12 protein-coding genes are annotated in these 12,303 nt (G+C 34.8%); 2 read left to right on the forward strand and 10 right to left on the reverse strand.

Going from position 1 to position 12,303, the window contains the following annotated elements:
* Positions 1-56 precede the first annotated feature (56 nt).
* The 10 genes from LNP27_RS08410 to LNP27_RS08455 form a co-directional block, all read right to left on the reverse strand.
* Positions 57-488, reverse strand: coding sequence for a transposase (locus LNP27_RS08410; RefSeq protein ID WP_229941202.1), 432 nt, complete (start codon positions 486-488; stop codon positions 57-59).
* Positions 489-664: 176 nt separating this feature from the next.
* Positions 665-2,389: an ATP-binding protein gene (locus tag LNP27_RS08415; protein ID WP_229941203.1), complete on the reverse strand. Its 1,725-nt coding sequence runs from the start codon at positions 2,387-2,389 to the stop codon at positions 665-667.
* Position 2,390: 1 nt separating this feature from the next.
* Complete coding sequence (locus LNP27_RS08420) at positions 2,391-3,518, reverse strand: sensor protein KdpD (protein ID WP_229941204.1); 1,128 nt, start codon at positions 3,516-3,518, stop codon at positions 2,391-2,393.
* A 32-nt stretch (positions 3,519-3,550) separates the two neighbouring features.
* A complete protein-coding gene (locus LNP27_RS08425; RefSeq protein WP_229941205.1) occupies positions 3,551-4,633 on the reverse strand; it encodes a porin in 1,083 nt (360 codons plus the stop codon).
* A 158-nt stretch (positions 4,634-4,791) separates the two neighbouring features.
* The gene (locus LNP27_RS08430; RefSeq protein ID WP_229941206.1) at positions 4,792-5,346 is read right to left on the reverse strand and encodes a K(+)-transporting ATPase subunit C; all 555 of its coding nucleotides are present in this window, start codon (positions 5,344-5,346) and stop codon (positions 4,792-4,794) included.
* A gap of 51 nt (positions 5,347-5,397) precedes the next feature.
* A complete protein-coding gene (kdpB, locus tag LNP27_RS08435) occupies positions 5,398-7,431 on the reverse strand; it encodes a potassium-transporting ATPase subunit KdpB (protein ID WP_229941207.1) in 2,034 nt (677 codons plus the stop codon).
* An 8-nt stretch (positions 7,432-7,439) separates the two neighbouring features.
* On the reverse strand, positions 7,440-9,161 hold the full coding sequence (kdpA, locus tag LNP27_RS08440; protein WP_229941208.1) for a potassium-transporting ATPase subunit KdpA: 1,722 nt from the start codon (positions 9,159-9,161) through the stop codon (positions 7,440-7,442).
* Positions 9,162-9,183: 22 nt separating this feature from the next.
* A complete protein-coding gene (gene kdpF / locus LNP27_RS08445) occupies positions 9,184-9,261 on the reverse strand; it encodes a K(+)-transporting ATPase subunit F (RefSeq protein ID WP_144889189.1) in 78 nt (25 codons plus the stop codon).
* Positions 9,262-9,417: 156 nt separating this feature from the next.
* Positions 9,418-9,699, reverse strand: coding sequence for a DUF7674 family protein (locus LNP27_RS08450; RefSeq protein ID WP_086455239.1), 282 nt, complete (start codon positions 9,697-9,699; stop codon positions 9,418-9,420).
* Positions 9,700-9,899: 200 nt separating this feature from the next.
* On the reverse strand, positions 9,900-11,240 hold the full coding sequence (locus LNP27_RS08455; RefSeq protein ID WP_229941209.1) for a sigma-54-dependent transcriptional regulator: 1,341 nt from the start codon (positions 11,238-11,240) through the stop codon (positions 9,900-9,902).
* 269 nt (positions 11,241-11,509) lie between these two features.
* Here LNP27_RS08455 and LNP27_RS08460 point away from each other — a divergent pair, with 269 nt between their 5' ends.
* A complete protein-coding gene (locus LNP27_RS08460; RefSeq protein WP_229941210.1) occupies positions 11,510-11,854 on the forward strand; it encodes a hypothetical protein in 345 nt (114 codons plus the stop codon).
* Positions 11,855-11,959: 105 nt separating this feature from the next.
* Positions 11,960-12,109, forward strand: coding sequence for a transposase (locus LNP27_RS08465; protein ID WP_229941211.1), 150 nt, complete (start codon positions 11,960-11,962; stop codon positions 12,107-12,109).
* Positions 12,110-12,303 lie beyond the last annotated feature (194 nt).

Here is a 12,303-nt window from a genome sequence, read left to right on the forward strand (position 1 = left end):
AATTTTGCATTTAAATATATAAAGGATCAACACGAAAACCTGTGGAGCAGCAAAAATTAAGCATATATATTCGTTAGTCGAAAAAGGAAAAATTCTACATTCCTAACACCTCTGAATCGTGATCTAAATGCTTTTATTTTTGCATTGAAAGATTCTGCTGAAGCATTTGTACTTCGATTATCAAAGTAGTTTAGTATGGATTGATAATTAACCGTTATTGTATTGAGAACAATATTAAAGTTCTTAAATCCTGACTCCTCAACTTTTCTGTACCAATTAGCTAATTTCAACATGGCTACATTCTTATCATTATTGGTATTGTAAGTGCTACGTAATTGCTGAGATAGGCCATAAGCTGTTTTTATATCAGGATATAGTTCAAATAAAAGACGTGCTCTTTCTTCTTGGTTAAGGGTCCAATTTTCTCTGGATTTATAAAGTAAATAGCGACTTCTTGGGATCAAAGCGAATACCTGTGGGAAAGCCATCTGTTTGGCTTCTTTTTTATTTACTTTTATCGGACAGCAATGATATTTATACTAATTCCTAATTTACTACACTTATATGATGACTGTTAATTATCTTTTGATAAACAATAATTAATAAATTTCACAATTTTAGTTTTTAAGATTTAATTACTATTGCCTTCTGATAATTATACTATTCAAAAAGAAACTAGTATGAAATAAAAAGTACTACCCAGCCCCAACTCACTGTCTACTCCAATAGTTCCATTTTGTGCTTCTATAAATTCTTTGCTAATAGCTAATCCGAGTCCAGTTCCAGATTTCTGGCTTCCTGGGACCTGAAAATATTTATCAAAAACTTTAGTTTTATAACGATTATCAATTCCTTTTCCAGTATCAATTACTTGAAAAACAACTTGATTGTTTTCATTTTTAAGTTTTACAATTACCTTACTGTTTTCTGTTGAATACGTAATTGCATTGGTTAAAAAATTAATCAAAACCCAAGCAGTTTTTTCGCTATCCGCTTTTATATACGGTAAATTTTGTTCAGTCTCGACAACTAGTTCAATTTGTTTTTGATCTGCTCGCACTTTGACAGCTTCGGTAGCGTAATTAATAATTTCATAAGGATTACTCTTCTCCATATTCAGCTTAATATTTCCTGTTTCTAACTGCGACAATTCCAAGAGTTCGCCAGTAATTTTTAGTAGCCGCTGACTATCGTCTTTTATGCTTTCGATTAATTGCTTTTGATCTTCATTAATATTGCCTGTTTCTGCTTTTTCAAGTAATTGTAAACTTAGTTTTATGGATGAAATTGGGGTTTTCAATTCGTGTGAAACAGTAGCAATAAAATTGGTTTTAGCAAAATCCAGTTCTTTAAAAATAGTAATGTTTCTCAAAATAATAACATTACCAATGTCAATAGTTTGATCTTCTCCTGTTGGTTTAATTGTAATATTTATTGTTTCTTTTTCGAAGTAACTTTCTTTACCATCAGCAAAAATTTTCATGGGATGCGATTTCTGTTTTTCGTTTGATAAATCCTTTATTACTAGCGATTTCATCAAATCATTTGTCAGAGCAAGAGTTGTTACTAGTTTACCAATAACGTCCTCTGATTTTAAACCAATTATTTTCAAAGCCTCATCATTAGCAAATAAAATCAATCCCTGATTGTCTAACCCGATAATTGGGTCGTGCATATTGTTAATTAAAGTTTCAAGTCTTTTCTTTTCAAATGAAAGTTTATACAGATTACTATTATTATATTCCTGCAGTTTTTCGGCCATGGTATTGAATGATTTGGCTAAATCTCCAAATTCATTATGATTCATAAAATTCACTCGTTGCGAATAGTTTTTATTGGCTATTTCTTTGATACTGTCCGTGAGTTCTTTTATTGGATTGGCAATATTGTTGGGCAGATTCACTAATAAATTGAACGCAATCAAAAAGCAAAGTGTTCCTGTTACTGCAATCCAAAAATTAGCGGTCTCTGCTGTGTGTTTTGCAATATCACTTTTTTCTTTTATCGCATGCATATTCAATTTCATAATCTTGAAAATGTCTTGACGGATTTGGCTTTTTAAGGTTTCATCAGTCCTATTTGTCTTCAAAAAATCGATTTTTTTTTGCAAATTATAGGTCGCTTTATCTTCGCCAGCCTCCGTAATATTTGCAATTTGTTTAGTAATATTGGTTTCAAATATAGTAATTGCCTTTTCTTCATTCCCATTAATTTCATCTAACGAAAGAAGCATATTACGCGAATATTCTAGCGTGTTGTAATTGGCTTTCAGAATGTTTTCTGTATCTTTTTTTATCGAAAAAATATAAAATGCAGCTACTAATGAAAGTATGATTATCATTAGAAAAAGCAATCCAACGCCCAGGTTTAATTTGGTTTTAATTTTCATTTTAAGATAGAATTACAAGATCAATATTGGATGATGTTAGGTTATTAAGCAATTTATTGAAAACAGTTGTCGATAAAATTACTTTAAATAAACTCAAATGCGGTTTCCCGATGCAAACGGTAGTAATCTCTTTTTGAGCGACAACCTCTAAAATAGCATCTGTAATATGAGTATTCTGTACTTTAATTACTTCGGCACCAAGTTGTGTAGCTAATTTAAAATTATTAATCAGATGCCGTTGTTTGTCGAGCGCAATTTTGTCGCTGCTTTCTTTTGGCGTTTCTACATACAAAACACACCATTTGCTATTGTAATAACTCGCTAATCGAGCCGTTTTTCTTATGATTGTCTTTGCGATTTTGTCGTTACTACTTATACAAGCCAATAATCTTTCATGTTTTACTGCGATGTTTTTGGGTACTTCACTTTCCACTTTCCGATTGACTTGACTCGCTACTTCCTTCAAGGCCAATTCCCGCAATTGTAAAATTTGATCGGATTTAAAAAAATTATTCAGCGCCGTAGGGATTTTATCTGCGGTATAGATTTTACCTTCTTTCAAACGGGTTATCAATTCATCTGAAGTCAAATCAATATTCACCACTTCATCCGCTAATTTCAAAACACTATCCGGAATGCGTTCCTGAACTTCAATATTTGTGATGTTTTTTACGTCTGCATTTAGACTTTCTAAATGCTGAATATTCACTGCGGAAATCACATTTATTCCTGCTTCTAAAATCTCCAAAACGTCCTGCCAACGTTTTTCGTGTTTGCTTCCTTCTATGTTCGTATGCGCTAGTTCATCTACAATAACCACTTCTGGACGCAAATTGATGATGGCTTGTAAATCCATTTCCTCAATCAGTTTTCCTTTATAAAAAAGGCTTCGCCTAGGAATGACCGGTAAACCCTCTAATAAATCATGTGTTTCTTTCCGATTGTGCGTTTCTATATACCCAATCTTTACATCGATGCCATTTTTCAACAAGGTATTTGCTTCCTGTAACATACGAAAAGTTTTGCCCACACCGGCACTCATACCGATGTAGACTTTAAACTTTCCTTTGCGTGATTTCTGAATTAAATCAAGAAAGTGTTTGACATTATTTTCTTTTTCGTTGTCCAATTTGGTTTTAGTATTTTAAATTTTAGAAAAAATTAAAATGAAATAGCCAATGATGTAGTTAAAAATACATTTTGATTGCTAGGATCAGTGTTTTTCAAAAAGATATCGTCTTTACTATTTAAAATTCTCGCCTCTATTCTGAACATTACATTATCCGTAGGTAAATAATCAAAATTTGTGGAGAAACCGTATGTTTTAAATCCGTTTGGTGTTGCTGTTGCTATTATTACTCCTTTTTCATCCGCGTAATATTCCCCTCTTACTGCCAATTGGATTTTAGTTGTAGGTTTGTATTGCGCTATTAAAATCGGTGAAAACCAAACATCATATTGGTCACTTTCTGTTACTTTTTGTTGTGCTCCAATATCAAAACCAGCTGTTAAACTTGTTTTTTCAGATACTTTAAATTGCCCATAAAAGTTATTAAAATAACGCCATTTTTTAAAATTATCTGGTTGTTCATTTCCAACATAAGTACTCCAGTTTAATGTGGTTTTTGCATTTGGTTTATAGGTTACTTGTGTGCCAAAAGCTGGTGTTTGGTTGCCATCAATTTTCTGGATGCGTTGCCAACCGTTTAAATACATAGCAGCCAAATACCATTTTTCGCTTTTTGACGTATATCCAATTTTCACACCCGCTTCATAATACGGCGAATTATCAGCCAAAATACTTCTAGTCAAAGTGGCGCAATCTTTACCAATAGCGCTTTCAAAACCAATATGTGACGGCATAATTCCCGCATCAATCCACAGATTATGTTTCGACGAGATTTTCACGCCTACATTCGCTTCATACACATTTTTCAGTAAATCTTGTTCTGCTGCTAAATTGTACTCGGCATACGTTCCAGCCATTAAGGCAAAATTCCCGCGAACATTCTCTTTAGCATAATTCACCTTCGCCAATCCTAAATTCAAATTGACCTCGTTGTGTTTGTTATGACTGTAAATAAATCCGGGTCTGACATGATTGTCTGGTTCTCCAAAATCATAACTGTAATACGTTTCTACATAACCCGAAAACGTGAAAGGACTTTGTGTTTTTTCAGTTTCTTGTGCACTAACTGTTGTTATCCCAAAAGCTATTAAAGCTATAATTATTATATTTTTCATTTTTATTATTTTTAGAAGCTAATCCCGCTATCATTCCAATCTTTTGTCTCGCAAAAAAACGAGACAAAAGGATTTTCCCTTCTATCGGGGCTAGGGCATCTCGTTTTTAAAGACCATATTTTTTTAATTTGCGATTGACTTTAGTATTGAAATAAATTCTATTTCAATTCGTCCAAGGCCACATTCAATTCTAGAACATTTACGGTTGCAGTTCCTATTACTGCTGGTGTATTGATTTTAGTTTGCACCAAAGCTTTTACTTTTTCTTCTGATAGGTTTCTCTCTTTCGCCACCCTTTTTACCTGAATCAAAGCTCCTTGCGGAGAAATATTCGGGTCTAAACCACTTCCCGAAGCCGTCACCATATCATCAGGAATCTCTGATTTTTTCAAATAAGGATGCACGATTAAAAAGGTATCGATTCTTTTTTGCACCAATGCTAAATAATCAGGATTACTCGGTCCTTTATTACTTCCGGCGCTTCCCGCCGCATTATAATCCACAGCCGAAGGTCTTCCCCAAAAGTAGTTGGATTTATCGAATTTTTGTCCAATTTTTTCGTACCCTACCACTTTTCCGTTTACGGTAATTGTTTCTCCTTTTCCTTTATTGGGAGCCAATTGTGCTATCCCAAAAATAGCCATTGGGTAAATAACCGCTAATAACACCACCATAAATAAGGTGAATTTTAATATTGAAAATATATTTTTCATTTTGTTTTTTTTATAAACCTAACATGTTTTTAAAACCTGTTAGGTTTGAATTTACATAAATAATGCTACTGCAAAATCAATTATTTTAATCCCGATAAAAGGAACAATCAATCCACCAAGACCATAAATCAATAGGTTTCGCTTTAAAATAGCACTTGCACCAATTGGTTTATAATCAACCCCTTTTAAAGCCAAGGGAATCAGTATCGGAATGATAATCGCATTGAAAATCACAGCTGATAAAATAGCACTTTCTGGACTGTGTAACCCCATAATATTTAATCCTTCAAGAGCAGGAATTGCCGTAATGAAAAGTGCAGGAACAATTGCAAAATATTTGGCCACATCATTCGCAATTGAAAACGTAGTAAGCGTTCCTCTGGTCATCATTAATTGTTTTCCTATCTCTATGATTTCAATTAACTTGGTGGGATCATTGTCCAGATCCACCATGTTTCCGGCTTCTTTAGCTGCTTGAGTACCGCTATTCATGGCCACACCAACATTGGCTTGCGCCAAAGCGGGTGCGTCATTTGTTCCGTCACCCATCATCGCTACGAGCTTGCCTTGTTCTTGTTCATTTTTGATGTAATTCATCTTATCCTCAGGTTTGGCTTCGGCAATAAAATCATCTACACCAGCTGCTTCGGCAATAAATTTGGCAGTCAACGGATTATCTCCGGTTACCATCACCGTTTTTACACCCATTTTTCTCAAACGTTCAAAACGTTCTTTCATTCCCGTTTTGATAATGTCCTGCAATTCAATAACACCTTGGACTTGAGCATTTTTTACTACCACCAATGGCGTTCCACCTTTTGATGAGATAGCAATCACTGCTTGTGCAATATCCTCTGGGAAAATCGTTCCCGCTTTCAGTGCAATATTTTTTGCTGCATCCTGAGCACCTTTTCTAATATCGGTTCCATCTTTTAAAACAACACCGCTAGTTCTGGTTTCGGCAGTAAACTTGATTAAAGTAGCTCCTTCAATAGATAGTTTGTTTGCCACTTCAATTCCTGCCAGTTCCACAATACTTTTGCCTTCGGGCGTGTCATCAGCCAGCGAACTCAAAACTGCAGATTTGATAAAATCCTCTTCCGAGATTCCTTTTGCTGGATAAAAATGGGTTGCTTTTCGGTTTCCAATGGTGATGGTTCCGGTTTTATCCAAAAGCAATACATCAATATCTCCGGCAGTTTCTACCGCTTTTCCTGATTTTGTAATTACATTGGCACGCAAAGCCCTATCCATTCCTGCAATTCCAATGGCTGATAACAAACCACCAATCGTTGTTGGAATCAAACAAACAAATAGAGAGATGAAGGCAGCAATTGTTATCGGTGCGTTGGCATAATCGGCAAACGGTTTCAAGGTCACGCAAACAATCACAAAGATTAATGTAAAGGCAGCCAACAAAATAGTTAACGCAATTTCATTAGGCGTTTTCTGGCGGCTTGCTCCTTCTACCAAAGCAATCATTTTATCCAAGAAACTTTCTCCTGGTTCGTTAGTTACAATAACTTTGATTTTGTCCGACAGTACTTTAGTTCCACCCGTAACTGCTGATTTATCGCCACCCGCTTCCCGAATTACAGGAGCACTCTCTCCGGTGATGGCACTTTCATCTATAGTGGCCAATCCTTCGGTGATTTCACCATCAGTGGCAATTAAATCTCCTGCTTCACAAACAAAAACATCGCCTTTCTTCAATTCAGAAGAACTGACATTCTTAATTTCGCCATTGGCTAAAACTTGTCTTGCCGGAGTTTCTTCCCGTGTTTTTCTCAAACTATCCGCTTGTGCTTTTCCTCTTGCTTCGGCAATAGCCTCGGCAAAATTGGCAAACAAAAGCGTTGCTAACAAAATTAAAAATACGATGAAATTATAAGTAAAACTGCCTTGATCTTGTGCGCCGAATAAAATGGCAATACTCACAGCAAGCATAATGGCAGTTCCAATTTCAACGGTGAACATGACCGGATTCTTGAACATTATTTTTGGGTTTAGCTTTACAAAAGACTGTACTAACGCCTCTTTTACTTGCTTACTTTCGAATAATGAATTGGATTTATTGTTATTCATTTTTATTATTATTTTAATGTAAAGTACTCCGCTAAAGGTCCAAGGGCTAATGCTGGAAAGAAAGACAAGGCTGCAATAATGGCAATTACGGCGAAAACCATAACTCCAAAAATAGTCGTATCTGTTTTTAAAGTTCCCGCACTTTCCGGAATGTATTTTTTATTGGCCAATAATCCTGCGATAGCTAAAGGCCCAATGATAGGAAGGAAACGACTCAATAACAAAACAATTCCTGTGGTGATATTCCAAAAAGGATTGTTGTCTCCCAAACCTTCAAATCCACTCCCATTATTAGCTGCACTCGAAGTATATTCATATAGCATTTCTGAAAAACCATGATGACCAGGATTGTTCAACCAGCCAGTAGCATTACCGCTAAACCAGTAGCCCATTGCAGTATCATTTGCCGCAAAATAAGATGCTAATGCCGTTCCTGACAATATCAATAAAGGGTGAAGAATGGCAATGAAAGCAGCAATTTTAACTTCTCGGGCTTCAATTTTTTTTCCTAAAAATTCAGGTGTTCGTCCCACCATTAATCCCGAAATAAATACCGCTAGAATGATAAAAATATAGAAGTTCAAAAATCCTACTCCGCAACCACCATAAAAGGCATTCACCATCATCGCTAGTAATTGCATCGAACCAGAAACCGGCATCGAACTGTCATGCATACTATTCACCGAGCCTGTAGAAATTACGGTCGTGGCAATGCTCCAAAATCCAGAAATGGCGGGTCCAAAACGAACTTCTTTGCCTTCCATCGCTCCGGTTGTTTGGGCAATTCCCATTTTTTCGATAGCGGGATTTCCTTTGAGTTCACTTATAACTGTTGGTACGACTAAAAGTAAAAATCCAATCGTCATCACGCCAAAAACTACGTATGACAGCCTTCTTTTCTTTAGATAAAAACCTAAAGCAAAAATCATCGCAAACGGAATGATTAATTGTGCCCACAGTTCAACCGCATTACTAAAATAAGTAGGATTCTCTAATGGATGAGCCGAATTTGCTCCAAAAAATCCACCACCATTCGTTCCTATATGTTTTATTCCGATAAAAGCTGCTGCTGGTCCACGGGAAACTGCTACTGAATCACCTTGTAAAGTGGTAATTGTATCTTTTCCTTCAAAAGTCATTGGTGTTCCGCTAAATAACAAAGCGATGGCTACAAGAGCAGAAAGAGGCAGTAAAATTCTTGTACAGCTTTTGATAAAATAATTATAGAAGTTGCCCAATTTATCTGTGGTTCTTTCTTTCATTGCATTAAAAACCATTGCTGCGGCTGCCATTCCAACACCGGCAGATACAAATTGCAGGAACATCAATACCATCTGTGACAAATAAGAAACGCCTGTTTCACCAGAGTAATGCTGCAAATTGCAATTTACCACAAACGAAATAGCGGTATTAAATGCCAAATCGGGAGTCATGTTTGGATTGTTATCTGGATTCAAGGGCATTGAACCTTGAAATAACAACACAAAAAAGCAAAGAAAGAACCAAACCATATTCACGCTTAACAACGCTTTCAAATGTTGTTTCCAGTTCATTTCTTCTGTGGAATTGATACCACTTATTTTGAAAATAAATTTCTCACTTGGATTAAAAATCGGGTCTAGAAGTGTTTGATCTCCCGTAAAAACTTTAGCAATATATTTTCCAACAGGAATAGCTAAAACTATTGAGAGAATAAAAATACTGATGACACCAAATAATTCTGTGTTCATAATTTAATTTTAGGTTAGTGATTTAGAATTTTTCGGGCTTGATTAATACATAAATCAAATAGCCAAAAACTGCCAGTGCGACAATAAATAGTGCAGTCATAATTTAGATTTTTTCAAAGAATTCGACAGATTTAAAACAAATCGCAAACAACAAAACGGCTAGTGCGAGTAAAAGGATTGTGATGATCATAATTTTAGATTATTGATTTATTAGAGATTTAGACATTCGATCAAATAATTCAATCGATTAAACTTGTTATACTCCCGAAGCGTTTATTTGCTTGATGTATTCCGCCTTCAAGGATTTTGGGAAAAGATTTGAAATATTGCAATGACGCATTTCCATAAAAGAGGAAACCGAAAAAAGATAGACATTGGAAATAGCAATTTTAGTTTCATTGCTTCCTGTTGCCAATAATCGCTCAGCAAGTGCCAAACATTTTTTTGCTCTGGAAATATTACCCGTAATAATGGCAGTCTTGGTGATTTCGGCGAAGCGTTCTGCTTGTTTATAAATCGTGGTGACTTGATTTTTCATAAGAATGATTTTTTATGTTCTTCATCGCTAATGCCAAAATACATTCCAAAAAATCACAGTTGCATATAAAGCACCGACAATTAACAACTTATGTATTTTTAGTCGAAATTTGACATAAAAAAAGCCTATCATTTTGATAGGCTTTTCTCGTTTTGATAGCCCTTTCGGGGTTTTGAACCCTGAAAGGAATTGATTATAAATTACTGAATATTGTATTCGTCTAATTTTCGATAAAGTGTAGCAACGCCTATTTCTAATAAGCGTGCGGTTTCTGCTTTGTTGCCTTGTGTATAATTCAATACTTTTTGGATGTGTAGTTTTTCAATACTTTGCATCGAAAAAGCTGACATCGTCTTGTTGGAATTATTTTGTTGATGTTGAATCTCATAAGGCAATACATCTTGCGTCAAGTTAAAATCATCAGCCAAAATTACGGAACGTTCAATCACATTTTTTAGCTCCCGAACATTTCCAGGCCAATGGTATGTTTCCATCTTATGCAAAAAATCGCCATTGATAGCGACTATTTTCTTATTTACTTTCTCTGAAAATTGTTTCACAAAATAGTTTGTCAATGGTGCAATGTCTTTTATTCTCTCTCGCAAAGGCGGAATTGTAATCTCGAAAATATTCAATCGAAAATATAAATCCGATCGAAAACGATGTTCTTCGCTTTCGGTTTTTAAATTGCGATTCGTTGCGGCAATTAACCTAAAATTTGATTTTCTGGGTGTTGTGTCTCCTATTTGTATGTATTCGCTCGTTTCTAAAACCCGTAACAATTTGGCTTGCAAATCTAACGGCATTTCCCCAATTTCATCCAGAAATAAAGTACCGCCATTCGCCTCTTCTATAAATCCTTTCTTGTCTTTTACAGCTCCTGTAAAAGATCCTTGTTTATGTCCAAACAATTCACTTTCGAGAATTTCCTTGCTGAAAGTACTGCAATTCAAGGCTACAAAGGATTTTCCTACTCGGTTGCTATTTTCGTGAATAGCTTGTGCAAAAACCTCTTTTCCAGTCCCTGTTTCTCCCGTTAAAAGTACAGTTGAATCAGTTTTGGCTACTTTTTTAGCTAAATCAATAACTTGTTCCAATCCTTTCGATTTTCCAATAATAGTATCAAAAGAATATTTATCAGAAATTCGTTTTTCGAGTTGTTGGACTTTCTTGATCAGTTGGACTTTTTCTAATGCTTTATGTAACAACGGAATAATTTTGTCATTGTCATCGCCTTTGACAATATAATCAAAAGCGCCGTTTTTCATGGCTTGAACACCATCGGAAATTTTGCCGAAAGCAGTTAATAAGATAACTTCTGTTAATGGAAAATTTGTTTTTATCTTTTGTACAAAATCAACGCCATTGCCATCAGGAAGTTTGACATCACAAAGTATCACATCAATATCCTTAATTTCCATTTTTTTGAAACCCGATTTTAAATCCGATGCTTCAAAAACTTCAAATCCTTCAGATTTTATAATTCTAGCGAGCAGTCCACGAAGTTTTTCTTCGTCGTCGATGATAAGGATGTTTTTCAAAACTGACTTTATATAAATATTTATACTACAAATTTTTTAGTACATGATAAAAAGAAATATTATGCTGGTTATCAGTAAAATAAGAGCTTAAGGATTTGCAAATAAGATCGATATTTCTTATGTTAAAGAATTATTACCACATGGTTTTTCTAATGAAGAACACCAGTCTTGAGAACAAAGATACAGCGTTAATTTTGGTTTTACAAAGCCCTTTTAAAGAGAGACTCAATTTAGCCAGGGTCAAGCTCATCTGTTTATTTATAACAGTTTTGTACAAAATAAAGACAATTAATTATGATGAACTGGCTTCTGGATTTGACACAGCAGTTGATAAAAACAGCTTTTATAGAAGGATACAAAGGTTTATGAAGGAATTTGATTTTCCTGCGAGAAGGGTTTCTAGTTTAATATTCAATCTTTTACCGGTTAAGCATAATTTGATATTAGTTTTAGACAGAGCCAATTGGAAGTTTGGAGCTAAAAACCTAAACATATTAATGCTGTTGGTTAGCTATAAAAATGTAGCATTCCCGCTAATGTTTAAAATGGTAGACAATCGGGGGAATTCAGATATGACCGAGCGAATTGAACTAATCAAAAAATATATTGGATAGTTTGGGAAAGAGAATAGCGACTGCCTGTTGAAAGAACGAGAGTTTGTTGGAAATAAATAGATGGGATTTTTAATCATTGTTTCATTCAACAAACCTGAGCAGGCCATGACATATTATAAACAAAGATGGCAAATTGAAACGCTCTTTAAAGGGCTTAAAAGTAGCGGTTTTAATATTGAAGATACTCTTGTAACTGATTTGGAAAGACTGGGAAAACTCTTTTTATTAACAATGATTGCTTTCCTGTGGTCCTAAAATTGGAGATTATTTAGGTCAGAATATTAAGAAAATACAACTAAAAAAACATGGCAGAAGAGCTATAAGTGTATTCAAATATGGATTGGATTATTTATCAAAATCCCTTTTGGCGCGGCTCAATAGTTTATAACACAGTCTTTTTAATTTTTTGTCATGCACTTAAATTATATTTATTAATTCACTTCTTTCAA

The organism is Flavobacterium galactosidilyticum (assembly GCF_020911945.1).
GTDB lineage: Bacteria > Bacteroidota > Bacteroidia > Flavobacteriales > Flavobacteriaceae > Flavobacterium > Flavobacterium galactosidilyticum.